Here is a 17,702-nt window from a genome sequence, read left to right on the forward strand (position 1 = left end):
AACAAAATCCCAATTATATTTCAAAACCATTACTAAGAACAAAAAGATGACATCATTTTTTTTAACCGCAAGTATAAAAAGTGCTTGCCGGAAATTGCTTTTGCCTATCGGTTTACTGGCCGTCTGTAATTCCAATGCAATAGCGATTAATCATGAAGTAACTGCTTCGGGCATACATAATAAAGTATTTGCCACTGTAAGCGGAACAGTTACCGATCAAAATAAACAACCTTTACCTGGTGTAAGTGTTTTCGAAAAGAAGACAAAAAAAACAACCGTTACCGATTCCAATGGTAAATACTCCATTTCGGTTGAGGAAGGTGCAATTTTAGTATTTTCTTATATTGGTTACGATAATCAGGAAGTTGCCGTTGATGGCCGCCAAAATATTAATGTTACTTTAAAAGAAAGCAGCAATACCCTAAATGAGGTTGTGGCTATCGGTTACCAGAAGATTAGAAAATCGGATGTAACTGGGGCCATCAGCAGTGTTAAGGCCAGTGAGATGAACTTAACTTCTCCTACTGTTGGCCAGGCCCTGGTTGGTAAGGTTGCCGGTGTACAAGTATCGCAAACAAGTGGTGCACCATATTCCGGTACCAAAATCAGGGTGAGGGGCATCGGTTCTATTAATGCCAGTTCCGATCCTTTATACGTGATTGACGGTTATCCGGCAGGAAACAACGTATCCATCAATCCGGAGGACATCGAAACCATCGACATTTTAAAAGATGCGGCTTCTGCAGCCATTTATGGCTCAAGAGCATCGGGTGGGGTGGTGTTAATTACCACTAAAAGAGGTACTGATGGAAAAGGAAAGTTTGAATATGATGTTCAGGGTGGAATTTCCCAGTTGGCTAAAAAAGTAAAATTATTGGATGCCAACCAGTTTATACAGCTTTTAATTGACGGACGTAACAATGCCTATAAAGATTTATGGGTAAACTCGGGCAAAACCTGGAATGATGCCATGTTTAGCGATAACAATACTACCCGTATTGCCAATGTGGGTAATGGCAGTAGTGTAAGCATTCCGGCCGATCTTTATAATTTTAGTGCACAACAGGCTATCCCTGCTGCCTATAATACCGATTGGCAGGATGAACTTTACCGCAATGCAGCCTTTCAACGCCATAACCTTTCATTTTCTGGCGGTACTAAGGATGTAAAATACTTTTTAAGCGGCGGTTACCAGAACAACGATGGTATTGTAACCAACACCAATCAAAAAGTAACCAACTTCAGGGGCAATATTGATGGCAAGGTGAGCGAGCGTTTACGCGTAGGCGCAAATATTGCTTACACAAAAAACGATAACAGAGAGGTACAGGAGGGACGTTATAATTTAAGTCCGATGATGTCGGCATTAATTTATTTGCCTTATCTGCCTGCAAGAGATGCCAACGGTAACCCTGTTCAGTTTGGCATGGGCGCTTTGTCTTCTCAATACGGTATCCAGAACCCCGAAAACCCTTTGGCTACTGTTGAGCAGTTAAAGATTACCAGAAAAAGCAATAGAAGTAGTTATAATGCCAATGCTACTTACAAAATTTTAGAGGGACTTAATTTTAAGGCTAACTTAGGAACACAAACATACAACGAAAAATACGATTATTATTTGCCTACCAGCTTAAGTAGTGGAAATACCCCACCTTACTCGCCCGAATCGATTAGGGCCGCAAATGCCATAGCACAAACCCTTAGTCAGGTAGATCAACTGGCAGAGTTTACTTTAAATTACAATAAAACATTTGGTAAACATAGCATAGATGTTTTAGGCGGTTATTCTGCTCAGAAAACATCCAGTGATCAGATTAGGGTAGCGGCAAGCGGATTCCAAAATGATTACATTGGTGAAATTACGGATAAGGGAGCGGATGCAGGTTTTTTTACACTAGACCGTAACAGAACTGGTAAAACAGTAACCACTTTACTTTCTTACTTTGGCCGTTTCAGTTATAATTATGCCGGCAAATACTTTTTAACCGGTTCCTTCCGTCGCGATGGTTCATCAAGGTTTGGTCCGTTAAACAAGTATGGTAACTTTCCTTCAATAGCTGCAGGCTGGAATTTATCTGACGAAAGCTTTTATAATAGCTTTTTGGGCGAACAATCGAGAGTTAAACTAAGAGCCAGCTGGGGCTTAAGTGGAAATAATAATATTCCAGACTACCGCACACAGCAAGAGCTAAACGCACCAGGTGGTGCAGTTTTCGGTAATGCAATTTCTACCGCCATTTGGCGGGTGCGATACAGGATAAAGGATTAGGATGGGAATCTACCTCTCAGTTTAACTTTGGGACCGATATCAGTTTGTTCAAAAACCGTGTATCGATTATGGCGAATTACTACTTAAGTTACTCTTTCAACTTATTATTTAACAAACCGCTTTCGGCAATTGCTGGCAGTTCAACAATTTTAACTAATCTTACTGATAGTAAGGTGCGTAATAAGGGTTTCGATTTGCAGGTTGATGGCAAAATTATCCAAAATGAAGACTTTACTTTGGGCCTAAGCGGAAACATCGCTGCAAACCGGAATAAGGTTTTAGACCTTGGCGGTAACAGTACAATATTTACGGCCGGTGCAGAGCGTTCGTACATTACACATGTTACCCAAGAAGGCCAGCCAATAGGTATGTTTTATGGATTTAAAGTTTTAGGCAGAATTACATCCGATAATTTAGGAAAGGTTGCCCCGTCAGCTTCTTCTACCAACCCGGCAAAAATCGGCGATTTATATTTTCAGGATACCGATGGTAACGGCATTGTAAACGATGCAGACAAAACCGTTATCGGCACACCATATGCAAAATTCACCTATGGTTTTGCTTTAAACACTTCTTACAAAACGTTTGACTTAAGAGCATCTTTCAACGGATCATACGGAAACCAGGTTTTAGATGGACAGGATTATTACCTGTACAACTTTGAAGGCTCTGGAAACCAATATGTAGAGGTTGCCGACCGTTACAGAAATGAAGCCAATCCGGGCAGTGGTTTAAATTACCGCGCATCGCGTGCAGGTACGCAAAGTAACAGTACGCGTTTATCGTCTTTTTATATACAGGATGGATCTTATTTCAGGTGTACCAATATTACTTTAGGTTACAGTTTTCCAAAGCAACTGGCCAATACACTGAAAGTAAGCAATATCCGTGTTTATGCGAGTGTAGATAATGCATTTACCATTACCGATTATAAAGGTTATAACCCTGAGGTAGATTATAGTGCAGGTAATAATCTTGCCCCTGGTGTTGATTATGGTAACTACCCATTGGCAAGAACCTATAACCTTGGTATTAAATTGACTTTTTAGAACTAAAGAAATGAAAAAACATATTTATAAAGTATTGGCCCTAAGTGCAATTTTAAGTTTGGGTGCCTGTAAAAAAGATTTTCTAAATCAAAGTAACCCCAATGCCATTGCTGTAGAGAACTATTTCAAAACAGAAAATGATGTACTGCTGGCTGTTAATGGGGTTTACCAATCGCTTAGAAGCAGCAATACCCTGGGCGAAAACAGCGGACTGTTTACTGATGAGCGCTCGGATGATGCGGGCAGGAATGATAACCAGAGTAATGCCGGCGAGCCATTTCAGTTTAACGATTTTTCACTCCTGCCAAGCAATTCTTATTTGAGAAGCCATTGGCTGGCACTTTATGAGGCAATTGGCAGAACCAATGTTGTATTGACAAATATTGATAAAGTATCTTTTGCTAATGCGGCCACCAAAGAAAATTACAAGGCAGAAGCCAAGTTTATCAGGGCGATTATGTATTTCGAACTGGTGAGGAAATGGGGACCAGTACCAGTGGTAACCAAGCAGCTTAGCACAGCTGATGAAGTAAAAGAAAACACTTTTCGTGTGCCTGAAGCGGATGTATACAACCAGATTGTAAGCGATTTAAAAGATGCCCTTAACAGCACATTGCCAAACTTCCAAACGGGAGCGAATATAGGTAGAACTTCGAAAGCGGCCATAAATGCATATCTGGGTAAGGTTTATTTAACGATGGCTACAACACTTTCAGCAAATAAGGCCGAAAACCTAAATAATGCGAATACTTATTTAATGGCAGCTTATAATATGAAAGCTTTCGGGAATCTTTCTGAAATTCCCTATACAGATGTTTTTGACGTGGCGAAAAAAACAACCTGTAAGGAACTGATTTTCCAGATTTCAAATAAGCAGGGCGATATCAGTTTTAGCTCAAGCATTGCTGCAAACAACCAGGCCAAAGGCGAAACCATCAATTCGCTTAAACCTTCTACCGGGATTGGTGGTAATGTAAAACTTGATCTAATTAATGAATATGAAGCAAACGATTTGAGGAAAGATTTCTCGGTTAAATTTGCCAATGATCAGACAGTAAAAGATTGGTTTATTACCAAATTCCGCGATGCGAGCCAATTGGCAACCAATGCGGGTTATGGTGGCAACGACTGGATTTTAATGCGTTATGCCGATGTAATTTTAATGCTTGCTGAAGTTAATATGTTGCAGGGCAACGATGCCGTAGCCATTCAATATTTGGATATGGTAAGAACAAGAGCAGGTATGCCCGTTTATGCGGTTGCTAAAACCGACGCCACTTACGCGGCTAAATTCCCGACTTTAAAGCTTGCTATTTTACACGAGCGTAGGGTAGAGTTTGCTTTCGAACACCAAAGATGGTTCGATTTAATCAGGAATTTTACTGCTGCGGAGCTGGTTACTTACTTAAAAGCGAAACCACAGTCGTCGTATGGAATTGCTAAATTGGCTAACGTAACCTTAAAAGACAGGTATTATCCTATTCCTTTTGATGAAGTGAAATTAGATCCGGTTAAAATGTACCAGAATCCTGGTTACTAAAAAGTTAATATATATTATATTATAATAAGCAAAGCGGGCTGATCATTGATCGGACCGCTTTTTTAGTTTGGAGTTCTGAGTGAGCATTCGTTATGAATCGTTATTATAAAAAGGCTTTTTCAGCCGGTGAAGCAATTTTTATAGTAAAGATCATTAGCATGAAAGATTGCTTCGTCGTTTCTCCTCGCAATGACGATTTTTTTTAGGGAGTCTGTCAATGGTAGCTTGTTGAAGGACATTTTTAAGGTGTTTCGACAGGCTCAACATGACAATATATAGTTGGAAAATTATCGTTTATTTATAAGCAGTTTCCAGTTTCCAAAGTAATTGAAACCGAAATAATCACTTTTGGTTAGATCCTGAAACAAGTTCAGGAGGACGTATGGAGCTGAAATTGATCAGGCGAAATGGTTAGCCATTGATACAGTTTCAGTTGGCAGTTTCCATTTAACAGTTTAATCCATTCTACAATTTAAACATCTGGTAAACATTGCATATACAGTTAACCGATTTAAACAATTAACCAGTTAACCCAAATCATTAAATCACATTTCTCGTAATTTTCCCCTTAATGATGTAAAGTGCCTGGATATTCTTTTTGCTGATTACCGTATTGCCTTTAAAATTTGGATTTGAAGAACGGAGGATGAGTTTGCTATCATCAGCGTGCTGAAAAATTAGTTTTATAGTGCGTAAACTGTTACTATCTTCATCCGTCATTACCACATAAGCTTCGCCCCACTGTAAAATTTCGTAATTGGTAATTTCTTTTATGGCTATAATTTCGCCCGCAGCATATTTGGGTACATGCTATCGCCATAAACCGGCAAGTAGGCTGTGCAATCGTTAAAAGGGAGATAATTTACCAGGTATTCTGCCCGTTGCTCTTCTACGATGAGTTCTTTCGCATCCGATAGGCTCATGTCGAAATAAGGTACACCCTCTTTGCTTTCGCCAACGGCTGGTTTCTTTTTGAAAAACGGTTCGCCAATTCCATCCTCAAGCCAGGTTAAATTTACGTCGAATTTCATCTCCAGCTTATCTTTAATCGCATTAGATACATTAATCCTTTCTCTTAAAATATCTGATAAAGAGCCCTGTTTTATATTCAACGCAGCAGCAAAATCTTTCTGAGTTTTAAAATACAGTAAATCCATTAATGTTTTTAAGCGTTGATTTTCATTCATAAGTAAGTAGATATGTTAATAAGTTTTATGTATAAATTATAGTTTAACTTATTTTATTTTGCTAAATTCGTTAGCTAATATAATCATTTAAAAAATATACGCTATGGAAGAAAACCTGAATTTTAAAAAAGAAACAATGGCATTTATTGGTGCGATTGAAAGCTTCTTTTCAACAAATGGTGTAAGCTATCATTTGAATTTTTTAAAGAACTGGTTAATCCCTCCACAGAATGAATTCGATTTTTCGCCACAAAAGCACCCGGCACAGCTGTTGGTTTTTTACGAAAAATTAGTGCCGCTTTTCGATTATTCGGATTTAATTTTTAACCACATTGAAGCCGATACCGCATTTGTGAAAGCGATTGAGGCTGACGAATGTGGTGTGGAACGCGAAACGGTACTGCTTGATTACTGTCCGAAATTGTTAAGCCACGGAGAAATGCAAAATCCAAAACTTACCTTTCTTGATATTTTCCTGTTTTTTCAATCAGATACCTATAAGCTGGTTTACAAAGAATGGCTGTTGGCGGCATTAGAAAATAACCTCGATCTGGACTGGGACCAGTACGTTGCGGCGTTTTACGAAAACACCAAAAAAATGCTGGAGGCTTGCTGGCTCATCCACGAAAGGATAATTACCAGAAATAGCTTTAAAAGTATCGATCGCTATTATCATATGGCCATATTCGAAAGTACATCGCCTTTGGCTCTTGAACCGGAATTACTTGATGATCCGTTTAAGGTAATTGAATTTTTCTTCAGTTTGGATAACCTCAGGGGGCATAAAGCTTATTTAAAAAACTGGTATAAAGCTGCCTTGGCAGAAGAGCAGTGTGTGAGCGATGTAGCCGATTATTTTTTCCTCTATAACCAGTTTACGAAACTGTTTAACGCAGGTTATTTGATCACAGCCAAAAATCTAACTTACCAGGGTGTTTCTTTTGGAGGTTTACCTGCTATTACAGATCAATTTGTAAACGGCGATAGCAAAGAACTATGTGAGGTAAATACCCTGGGTGCAGCACATATGGCAAATCCTTATCTGTTTGTGAGGTCTTTTTTTATTCCCGAAAAAATTAAACAGCTGCGTTTAGGGCTCTTGGAATGGTTATATGCTGCCTTCAGTACCAAGAGTAGCATTAAACTATTAGATAAGGAATTTTTATTTGAGCAGTATGAAGCCATGATGATGATGATGGAAGCTTTTTTTGTGATGATTAGTAAGCCTGTATTAAGTGAAAGTGATGAAAGGGACTATTATGCGGAGTAAATCTTTAAATCTGGGGCATGTTGCGTTAAAAGATAAAAGGATAGTGCTTTTATTAAAGGGCATTACGGCTGCGGTACCTGTTCAGTATATTTATCTCCATAACAACTTTTTGGCCGGTAAGGCCGTGCAAGAAATGCTGATTATGATTCCGTTTAAACAGGTACGTATTTTAAACGAATTAACGCCATTATTAAATATTGTATTTAACGGGCATACGGAATTGAATTATCGCGTTTTCCATGTACACGAGGTGGAGCAGGCATTGCTGGGGGTAGTTTGTTTTTTTACTATGCCACCATAGCTGAAAATTGTTTGTTCAGTAAATCTGGAACTTTTTTAAACGGGGGCTCAACTCAGCTTATTGCAGATCAGGTGAGCACCGCGTACCAGAATGGAATTGATAAGGCCAATAAATTTTTATCGGGCGCAACCTTCTATTTTAAACAACAGCATTTCGAATACTGCGCTTTTATGCTTCATCAGGTTTTCGATCTGATGTACCGGGCAATTGAAGTTCTGGTAATGGGAAAGGATAAAAAAACGCACCGCATTAAAGTGCATCAATTGTATATTAAAACTTATGTTAAGCCGCTTTCCGAGTTGTTTAACTACGGCGCAGAAGAGGTTGATCTGTTACATTTGCTTGATGAGGCTTACCTGGCCGTCCGCTACGAAAACAATTACCAGATCGGTGAACCAGATGTGTTACGCCTGTTTGAGAAGGCAGATTTATTGTATGTGCTTGCAGAACAGGTTTATCAGGGTGTGATGAACAGGCATTTCGATCAACAGGTTAGCAGAATAGGTATGGGTTAAGTGTTGCTGATAAACTCACTCGGTGTTTTTCCGAAATGTTTTTTAAATTCTGAGCTAAAATATTTCCGGTCGCTAAAGCCCACGGAGTAGGCAATTTCTGAGATATTACCAACACCTTGTTTTAATAGCTGTGCAGCCCTTTTAATGCGTATCGATTTAATAAAATCGTTAACCGAAAGATCGGTAAGTGCCCTTATTTTTTTGTACAGTACAGGCTGGCTCATGCCGATTTCAGTGGCCAGGGTAGGTACATCAAACTCCGTATCGGCAATCCGGTCTTCAATAATCTGAATAATTTTATTTAAAAAGTTTTGCTCTGTGGTATTGATTACCATGTTTTTCGGTTCGAGCGTAACTACCTGCGCAAATTTTTGTTTAATGGTTTCGCGTGCATTTAAGAGGTTCTGAATGTTCAGCTCCAGTATTTTGAGGTTAAAAGGTTTCATAATATAGGCATCGGCACCATTTTCGAAACCATTTACCTGATGTATATAAGCAGAACGTGCAGTGAGTAATACCACTGGGATATGACTGGTTCGCTCATCTGTTTTAAGTTTTCGGCACAGTTCCAGGCCATCCATAACGGGCATCATTACATCGCTGATAATGAGATCGGGAATGATTTCCAATGCTATTTCCAAACCTGTGGCTCCGTTTTCGCTTTCGTAAATGGTGTAAATATTGCCCAGTGCGTTTTTAATAAATGCCCTTACATCTTCATTATCCTCTACCAGTAAAATACTGTATTTTTTAGCTGCAAGAGATACAACAGCTTCCCTTTCTGTAGCCTGCTGATGTTCTGCGGCAGCCGGGAGTTCATAATTGGTCGCATCATCGTAATACACATAGTCTTTTACAAAATCTGCCGGTTTAAAATGTGTTTTCCCGGTTTTTAAACTTATGGTAAAGCAGGTAGCGCCATGTTGGTTTTCGCTTTGAGGAGTACTTTCGAAGGTAATCTCACCGTGATGCAGCGCTACAATACTTTTCGAAAAAGATAAACCTAAACCCGTACCAATGGTTGTATTGGTATTGGCCTGGTAGAAATTGGTGAATAAATTGGCCTGGTTCTCTAAAGCAATGCCCTTGCCGTTATCGCGGATCTTAATATTAACCAACTGTTTTTCCACTTCTATTTTTAAGCTAATTTTTCCCTTTACAGGGGTAAACTTAAAGGCATTTGAGAGCAGATTAAACATCACTTTTTCCATTTGAACTTTATCAAAATAAAGTTCAATTTCTGCCTGTTCCGTTTCAAACTGATAATCGATATTTTTAGAAATGGCCATGTTCTGGAAAGCCAAAAATATTTCTCTGCAAAACTTCACTACATCGCCAGGACTGATGTGCAACGCCATTTTTCCACTTTCGGCCTTTCTAAAATCGAGCAGCTCGGTAACCAGGTTCATCAGGCGGTCGGCATTGTTTTTAATGGGCTGCAGTTCACGGTTTAAAGCCGGATCGTCTTTAGCATTTTCGATCAGTTTATCCAACGGGCCTACAATAAGGGTTAAAGGCGTGCGGATTTCGTGCGAGATATTGGTGAAAAACTCTAGTTTATGCTCGTTAATCTCTTTTTCTTTTTTAAGTACAGCTTTTATTAATAAATAACGTATAAATACAATGGAAATGGCTGCAAAAGCGCAAAAGTAAAAGAGATAGGCCCACCAGGTTTTATAAAATGGAGGTAAAATCTTAATATTTAATGTGCTGATTTTGTTGGTCCAAAGGCCATCATTATTACTTCCCTTCACCATTAGGGTGTAGTTTCCGGGCGAGAGGTTGGTATAACTGGCTGATGGATTATCGACATAATTCCAGTTTTTTTCAAAACCTCCTAGTTTGTAGGCATAATGGTTTTTATCGGATTTTATAAAGTTAAGTAGTGTAAAATCTATTGAAAATACATTCTGGTCTGCTTCGAAGGTAATTGATTTAATGGTGCTGATGTTCTGTTTCAGTAAGCCATCTTCGGTGTTTAGTGCTATTGGTTTATTAAACAGTTTTAGTCCGGTAAAAATAACAGGCGGGGTGTTTTTGTTTTCTTTAATCTCGCTGGGGAAAAAGCTGACCATTCCACTTAATCCACCAAAGAAAAACTCGCCTTTGCTATCTTTCAAAAATGATTTGTAATTAAATTCATTGCCAGGCAGTCCATCTTTAATATTGTAGGTTTTAAAAGTTTTCTGCCTGGGGTTGTATTTACATAAACCTTTGTCTGTAGTAATCCACAGGTTATTAAAATCATCTTCAAGTATACCCATGATAGTGTTGCTCGGCAGGCCATCAAGTGTGGTTACCCGCATATATTGGTGCTTTTCGGGAAGGAGTTTAAACATTCCGTTCCTAGCGGTGCCAATTAACAGGTAACCAGCCTTATCTTCGGTAATGCAACTGATTTCGTTGTAATTTAAAATTTCAGGATTGGCAGCCACGCGGTTTACAAATTTAGCTGCACCGTTTTTTAATTGGAAAAGCCCTGCATTGGTAGCCACCCACAAGGTTCGTTTGCTGTCTTCGAAAATGTAAAGGACCGCATCGATAAGGCCGTTTACCCGGTTGCGGATAAATTTACCAGTAGTACTATTAAAGCTATTTAAGCCACTGTTGGTACCTACCCAAAAGCGGCCATAACTATCTTCGAAAACAGCTGTAATTTCATCGCTGCTAATAGATGAGGTATCGTTTTTGTGCTTGGTGTATCTGACAAAAGTTTTGGTATTGGGGTTAAAAAGGTTTAATCCGCCATAATGTGTACCAATCCAAACTTTATTGTTTTTATCACGGATAACTGATTTTACCAGGTTGGCACTTAGGCTTAAAGGGTTATTGGGGTTGTTTTTGTAACGGATGAACGTATTGTTTTTCCTATCGTAATAATTAATGCCTTCACCTTCAGTAGCAATCCATAGGTTTTGGTGTTGGTCTTCCATTATTGAACTTACAACATTGCTGCTCAGGCCATTTGGCGTGGCAGTGCTGCGATAAACCTTAAAAGGCGTATAATTGGGATAAACCATGTTGATGGCCCCATAATAAGTACCCACCCAAATAATACCCTGACGGTCCTGAAAGATATCGTAAACCGAATTTTGGCTTAAACTGGAAGGATTTTCGGGCTCATTCTGTAAGGTACTGAAACTTTGGGTTGCCGGGTTATAGATGTTGATGCCGTGCAAGGTGCCAATCCATAGTTTACCTTCCTGATCGAGCATGATTTTACGCACATTATTACTGTTGATGCCCTTGGGGTTAAGGCTCGAATATTTATAGTTGATAATGCTTTCGGTGCTTAGGTTGAGCTTACTTACGCCAGTTTGTTTAGTGCCAAGCCAAAGGTTGTTTTCACGATCTTCTACCATCGTGGTGATATGGTTATCAATGGCTTTGGCAAGCTCATCGCTATAGACCGTAAAATGCTTATAAATAACCCTGTTCCCACTGAAGCGCATATTCATTAAACCATTGCTGGTACTTAGCCACAAGGTGCCATTGTGGTCTTCGGTAATGGTATAAATTTGTAAATCTTGTTTTTTCTGGTATAAAAAATGTTTAAAACGATAGTGGGTAGTATCAGTTAGTAAATTTAATCCATTTGCCGTGCCTACCCAAACCCTGTTTTTTTTATCCTGATAAATGCAGTTGATCGTAGAGTTACTCAGACTGGAGGGAAGGCTATCATTGTGCTGATAACGGTCAAAATTATCGTCCTTTTCATTGTACTTATTTAGCCCGTTTTGAGTGCCGATTAACAGCGATCCGTTTTTAAGTGATACAATGGAAGAGAGATAGGAAGATGTGCTCAGGCTTTTTTTATTGCCATTTTTATTATTGTAGATTTTAAAAGTTTGAGAATCGTATTTGTTGAGTCCAAAACGGGTTCCGAACCAGAGAAAGCCCCGTGCATCCTGGGCAATTGATAGTACCGAGCTTTGCGAAAGTCCGTTCTCTACGTTTAGGTGTTTAAAGGCGTACTGGTCTTGCGCTTTGCCTGCCATAGCGAAGAGTGTAAATATAAAGAGGAGCAGGACTTTCATATTCATAAAATACAAGGGTGGTTAGCTTAATAGTATTAAATGTACAACTCTATTTTTATTATTAAAATCAAATTGGTTTAGCACGGGCAATTTTAGCACTTTATCTGCTTACCTACCTTGTTTAATGCTGTTTTCTGCCATTATTTAGGATTTTTATACCTATTTGTTTAGGATTTTATCCCCTCAGTTTGCCTCCAAAGCAACAATTTTGAATAGCCAAATATTAAAGCAAAACCAAACTGTTTAAGCCGATATCCTTTTCATAGTAACCAGAATAGTTCTAGCTGGTGGTAGCCGCAGGTTATGCCCATAATTTTTTGCGATTAAAAAAAACAATGTTAATCAACTAAACAAAAAATGGATAAACTTTACAAACATCTCAAAATTGGAGAAGCAAAACTGAGTCGTTTTTACTGCCCGGTAAAACTATTCTCACTAATTATGCTTTTGAGTTTTACGGCATTTACCGCCTTTGCTCAATCTATAAAAATTTCAGGAACAGTAAAAGATACCCAAGGTGGAACAATACCTGGAGTAAGTGTTACGGTAAAAGGTACTTCTACAACAGCGGTAACCGGAGGTGATGGTAAATACACTATTGCTGTGCCATCGGCCCAAAACACATTAGTATTTAGCTATATTGGTTACGATACTAAAGAAGTATTGGCTGGAAAGGCTACAACCTTAAACGTTACGCTGCAAGAGCAAAACAACAGCTTAAATGATGTAGTTGTAGTAGCTTATGGCGTGCAGAAAAAAGTTAATGTAATTGGCTCTGTATCTAGCATTAGTGCCAAATCAATCGAAAATAGACCCGTTACCAACTTATCATCATCTCTTGGTGGCTTAAGCTCGGGTGTGTTTGTTCGTCAATCATCTGGCAAGCCAGGCTCGGATGGTGCCACCCTCAGGATCCGTGGTACAGGAACAATAAATAACAATAACCCATTAGTGGTGGTAGATGGGGTTATCGGTAGTATAGATGCCGTTAATCCAAACGATGTTGAAAGTGTTTCGGTTTTAAAAGATGCGGCCGCTTCATCTATCTATGGTTCACTTGCTGCAAACGGAGTTATCTTAATTACTACAAAAAGAGGAAATAGCGGAAAAACGGTAGTAAGTTATGCGGGTTTAGCATCAATTGCAAAACCTGCCAACCTGCCAACTTTTGTAACCGATTATATTACCCACATGAATTTGGTTAATGAAGGTTACCGTAATTTAGGCCAAAGTCCTATTTATACCGATGCTACCATAGCACAATGGGCAGCAGCAAACGCCAATCCTGATGGATTAACCCCGCAAGGTGTACCCAATTATATTGCTTATCCGAATACAGATTGGGGCAAAGCTATATTTGAAAATAATGTTGTGCAACAACATAATATTTCCTTAAATGGTGGATCTGAAAATACAAAATTCTTATTATCTGCATTGTATCTTAACAATCCGGGTACAATGGCAAATACAGGTTCTGATAAATACAATTTACGTATCAATCTAGAATCGAAAGTAGCTAAATTTTTAACTGTAGGTACGCAAACCTTTGCTTCCTATCAAACCTATGGTTTAGCCAATACCGATAATGCATTTAACTTTCTTCGTCAAACTACTCCAGGTGTATATCCGGTTTGGAATGGTAAATACGGTTTTCCGTCTGCTGCTGAAGAATCTTCAACCGCAAATAACATTGTGCAATACCTATATGGTACTGGCGGTGATGATAATGAGACCCGAATCAACACAACTGTTTTTGCAAGATTTGATATTTTAAAAGGTTTAGATTTCGAAACCCGTTTTAACTATCAAACCCGCCAGGAAGAATTTAATAACCATGCCATTACTTTCGAAAAATGGAATTTTGCAACCAATACATTAAAAGTACCTAAAACTACAGCCGACCAGTTAACCACAAATTACGGTTTTAATAAAAATTATGGGATAACCATAGATAACATTTTAAAATATAACACCACTATAGCCAAACACCACGATATTAGTTTGTTGGCAGGTTACAATCAATACTACTATAACTATTATAACATTGGTGCTACCGGAAAAGGCTTGTACGATGAAGCGGTTACAACACTTGGTGCTGCTACTGCAATAACATCGGGAACTGGTGGTGAGTATGATTATGCTATGCGTTCGGCTTATGGTCGTTTAAACTACGCTTACAAAAGTAAATACCTTTTTGAAGGGGTGTTCAGGTATGACGGATCTTCAAAATTTGCGGAAGATTATCGTTGGGGATTTTTTCCTGCTTTCTCTGCAGGGTGGCGAATTTCTCAAGAACCATTTATGAGTAAATTGAATGATTACATTGGAAATTTAAAACTTCGTGCCTCGTGGGGTAAAACTGGTAACAACATCATGAATACCAACCCGGCTTTAGGTAACTACGATTATCAGGCACTTTACAGTGGTACCAACTATTCATATAATGGTGCACAAGCTAGCGGATTAATATCAACCAAATTTGCCAACCCATTTTTGGTTTGGGAAGCCACCACAACAACCAACCTTGGTTTAGACGGTAATTTATTTCATGGTAAAATGAATTTTGAAATTGATTTGTATAACAAATTCACATCTAAAATTCTATTTATACCAACTATTCCTATAACGGCTGGAACCGCCACTGCAGCAACTCAAAATATTGCAGAAATGTCTAATAAAGGTTTAGAGCTTACTTTAGGTTATAATAATAACATCGGCGATTTTAAATATGGTGTTTCGGGTAATTTTGCCTATAATTTTAACCGTGTAACCAAATACAAAGGTGCTTATCAGGCTGGTTATACAACAGATGCGTTAGGAAACAGGGTTTATACTTCAAATCTGGGCAGTGTTTCAAGCGGAGGTACGAACCGTATTTTAGCTGATCACGAGTTTAATGAATATTACATGCAAACCGTTTATAAAGGCAATGGAAATTATTTTACAGATGGTAAAGTAAATATTAATGGCGGACCTAAAGATGGTATGATCCGTACACCAGCTGATATGGATTGGTTAAATGCAATGATTGCAGCAGGGTACTCTTTCCAGCCGGCAGGAGGTGTTGGTAAAACCAAAATTTATTATGGTGATTTAATCTATGCTGATAACAATGGTGATGGACTTTATGGTAATAGTTTTGATGCGCAGTTTCTGAATAAATCATCTACACCAAGGTTTAACTATGGCTTTAGCATGAATTTATCGTATAAAAACATAGATCTTTCTATGCTATGGTCGGGTAGTGCAGGTATGTGGTATTACTGGAATGCTACCGGTTATAACAACTCTGTTGTATCTCTTGGTAATGCAGTAAGTACCTTAATTGCAAACGATCATTATTATTACAACGATGCAAATCCTAACGATCCGGCTAATAATATTAATGCAAAATATCCAAGGCTTAAAAACACTACCGATGTTCAAAACGCATCAGTAGCAAGTGATTTTTACTTATATAATGCTTCTTACCTAAAATTGAAAAACTTACAGATTGGTTATACGCTACCAGAAAAAATTTCTAAAAAAGCAGCTATGAGCAGGGCAAGAATTTTCCTGTCAGGAGAAAACCTGTTTACCATTACCAATTATCCGGGCTTAGATCCTGAAATCGGTGCAGGAGTATCTTATCCAACTATGCGCCAGTATTCTTTAGGCTTAAATGTTACTTTTTAACGGAAACAAAATGAAAAAGATTTTAACCATATTATTTACAATTGCAGTAGTTACGGGTTGTAAAAAAGATTTATTAACAACTACACCTCCTTCGCAAGTTGCATCAGAAATGATGTGGACAACTGATAACCTAACCGACCAGGGAATGACCGGTGTTTATGCCACTTTAAGATACGGCATGGCATCAGGTGGTGCCTCAGGTTTAGAATTGTATCAAATGGATTGTTTAGGTTTTACCGGACAAACTTCGGGTGCAGAGTCTTTGTTGTCAGGAACAATAACCCCGAGTAATGGCTATTTCAGTGGGCACTGGCAAAACCTTTACGAAGGTATTCAGCGTGCAAATGATGCATTAAAAAACATTGCATTAAAATCGCCTTCTTCTCCTGAGAAAAAAGCAAGGTACATTGCTGAAGCAAAATTTTTAAGGGCTTATTTTTATTTAAGGTTAAATCAATTGTATAAAGGCGTACCCATTTATTTAGAGCCTTATCTTCCTGAAGAAGCATTTAAACCACGTTCTACAGAAGCAGAAGTTTGGGCTCAGGTAATCAGTGATTTAACTGCTGCAATTGCGGAACCAAACCTACCTGATAGATATGCTAGTGGTAATGGAAATTATGGTCATGTTACTAAGGGTGCAGCTTATGCTTTACGTGGCAAAGCCTATATGTATACGCAAAAGTGGGATTTAGCCACAGCAGATTTTCAAAAAGTTAAAGATGCTGGTTATGGTTTGTTTGCAAATTATAGCGCATTGTTTAAAACTGCTAACGAACAATCTAACGAAATGATTTTCTCTATTCAGAATATTGGAGTTACTGGTTTTGGTTCAACTACGCAATTTTATTGCGGTACCCGTTCTTCTTTTGGCTCTTGCTGGAATACTTATCATGTTTCTCCAAACCTGGTAGATTTATATGAAAACGCTGATGGCTCTAAATTTAACTGGGATGCTGTTATACCTGGATATTCGGCACTTTCTGTAGCAGAACGAGAGGTTTACTTTTTAAGAAACAACCTAACAGCAGCCGAAATTGCAGCAGCCACTACAAGAGGTGCAAAAATGAGTTTGTATTTACCAACAGGTAACGAAGCACGTATTATGCAGGCTTATGCTAACCGCGATCCTCGATTGGCTGCAAACGTAATTACACCATACTCAACTTATTTGGGGGTATTTGGCGGAGCAAATGCAGTGGTAACCTCAAGATGGCCTTATCGTGCTGAAGGCGCTACGAATGGTGATTTGCGTACAGATACACAAAGCCTATTCTATTATTTATACCGTAAATATGTTTACGAAGGTGCAACAGAAACACCTGGCAGAGATTATGGACCAACAGATTTTGTATTGATTAGATACGCAGATGTGTTGTTAATGTGGGCAGAAGCGCTGAATGAACAAGGTTTAACTTCTGAGGCAATCGCTAAAGTAAATGAAGTAAGAACGCGTGCTGGTGTAGCTTTACTTCAAAATGCCAACGCGGTATTGCCAACATTTGTATCTGATCAAACAGATTTAAGAGAAAGGATCCGCAATGAAAGAAGAGTAGAGTTTCCTAATGAAGGTATTAACTTCTTTGATGAAATGAGATGGAAGAGCTGGAAAGACAAAGTTTTTTATGCAGGTAACGGTGTAAAACAGGCTTGGGGCAAAGTTGTATATGCCTACTCATTTAAGGGTGATTATCTTTATAATTGGGCAATTCCAGCTGTAGAGATAGAAAGAAACCCCAGCCTGACTCAAAATGCAGGTTGGATAAATTAGATTGTTGGCAGGATTAGTTCTGGCCGCTATTACGATAGCGGCCAGTTAATGATGAATTTCTATGACTCCAGGCTAATAAACATAAAGA

11 protein-coding genes are annotated in these 17,702 nt (G+C 38.6%); 8 read left to right on the forward strand and 3 right to left on the reverse strand.

Annotation, left to right across the window (positions count from 1 at the left end):
* The first annotated feature begins 46 nt into the window (after positions 1-46).
* From H9N25_RS00950 to H9N25_RS00955, 3 genes are all read left to right on the forward strand, one after another.
* On the forward strand, positions 47-2,269 hold the full coding sequence (locus H9N25_RS00950; RefSeq protein ID WP_223833524.1) for a SusC/RagA family TonB-linked outer membrane protein: 2,223 nt from the start codon (positions 47-49) through the stop codon (positions 2,267-2,269).
* Positions 2,270-2,337: 68 nt separating this feature from the next.
* Positions 2,338-3,318 (forward strand): SusC/RagA family TonB-linked outer membrane protein, encoded by a 981-nt coding sequence (locus H9N25_RS24240; RefSeq protein ID WP_223833525.1) that lies wholly within the window; start codon positions 2,338-2,340, stop codon positions 3,316-3,318.
* Between the two features lie 10 nt (positions 3,319-3,328).
* Positions 3,329-4,858: a RagB/SusD family nutrient uptake outer membrane protein gene (locus H9N25_RS00955; RefSeq protein WP_190327633.1), complete on the forward strand. Its 1,530-nt coding sequence runs from the start codon at positions 3,329-3,331 to the stop codon at positions 4,856-4,858.
* Between the two features lie 540 nt (positions 4,859-5,398).
* Here H9N25_RS00955 and H9N25_RS00960 read toward each other — a convergent pair.
* On the reverse strand, positions 5,399-5,578 hold the full coding sequence (locus H9N25_RS00960) for a hypothetical protein (protein ID WP_190327634.1): 180 nt from the start codon (positions 5,576-5,578) through the stop codon (positions 5,399-5,401).
* 56 nt (positions 5,579-5,634) lie between these two features.
* On the reverse strand, positions 5,635-6,045 hold the full coding sequence (locus H9N25_RS00965) for a helix-turn-helix domain-containing protein (protein ID WP_190327635.1): 411 nt from the start codon (positions 6,043-6,045) through the stop codon (positions 5,635-5,637).
* A 103-nt stretch (positions 6,046-6,148) separates the two neighbouring features.
* Between H9N25_RS00965 and H9N25_RS00970 the strand changes: the two genes are divergently transcribed.
* From H9N25_RS00970 to H9N25_RS00980, 3 genes are read left to right on the forward strand one after another with little or no spacing between them, the layout of a single operon-like run.
* A complete protein-coding gene (locus tag H9N25_RS00970) occupies positions 6,149-7,315 on the forward strand; it encodes a hypothetical protein (protein ID WP_190327636.1) in 1,167 nt (388 codons plus the stop codon).
* Positions 7,290-7,616: a hypothetical protein gene (locus tag H9N25_RS00975; protein ID WP_190327637.1), complete on the forward strand. Its 327-nt coding sequence runs from the start codon at positions 7,290-7,292 to the stop codon at positions 7,614-7,616. Before H9N25_RS00970 ends, H9N25_RS00975 begins: the two co-directional genes overlap by 26 nt.
* Positions 7,617-7,627: 11 nt before the next feature.
* A complete protein-coding gene (locus tag H9N25_RS00980; RefSeq protein ID WP_190327638.1) occupies positions 7,628-8,131 on the forward strand; it encodes a HEPN domain-containing protein in 504 nt (167 codons plus the stop codon).
* On the opposite strand, the gene H9N25_RS00985 is transcribed toward H9N25_RS00980, so the two are convergent.
* On the reverse strand, positions 8,128-12,174 hold the full coding sequence (locus tag H9N25_RS00985) for a hybrid sensor histidine kinase/response regulator transcription factor (RefSeq protein WP_190327639.1): 4,047 nt from the start codon (positions 12,172-12,174) through the stop codon (positions 8,128-8,130). The two genes, H9N25_RS00980 and H9N25_RS00985, sit on opposite strands and share 4 nt — an antisense overlap.
* 351 nt (positions 12,175-12,525) lie before the next feature.
* On the opposite strand from H9N25_RS00985, the gene H9N25_RS00990 reads away from it, so the two are divergent.
* Together H9N25_RS00990 and H9N25_RS00995 are read left to right on the forward strand one after the other, a co-directional pair.
* Positions 12,526-15,843, forward strand: coding sequence for a SusC/RagA family TonB-linked outer membrane protein (locus H9N25_RS00990; RefSeq protein ID WP_190327640.1), 3,318 nt, complete (start codon positions 12,526-12,528; stop codon positions 15,841-15,843).
* 10 nt (positions 15,844-15,853) lie between these two features.
* The gene (locus H9N25_RS00995) at positions 15,854-17,614 is read left to right on the forward strand and encodes a RagB/SusD family nutrient uptake outer membrane protein (RefSeq protein ID WP_190327641.1); all 1,761 of its coding nucleotides are present in this window, start codon (positions 15,854-15,856) and stop codon (positions 17,612-17,614) included.
* The last annotated feature ends 88 nt before the right edge of the window (positions 17,615-17,702 follow it).

This window comes from Pedobacter riviphilus (assembly GCF_014692875.1).
Lineage (GTDB): Bacteria > Bacteroidota > Bacteroidia > Sphingobacteriales > Sphingobacteriaceae > Pedobacter > Pedobacter riviphilus.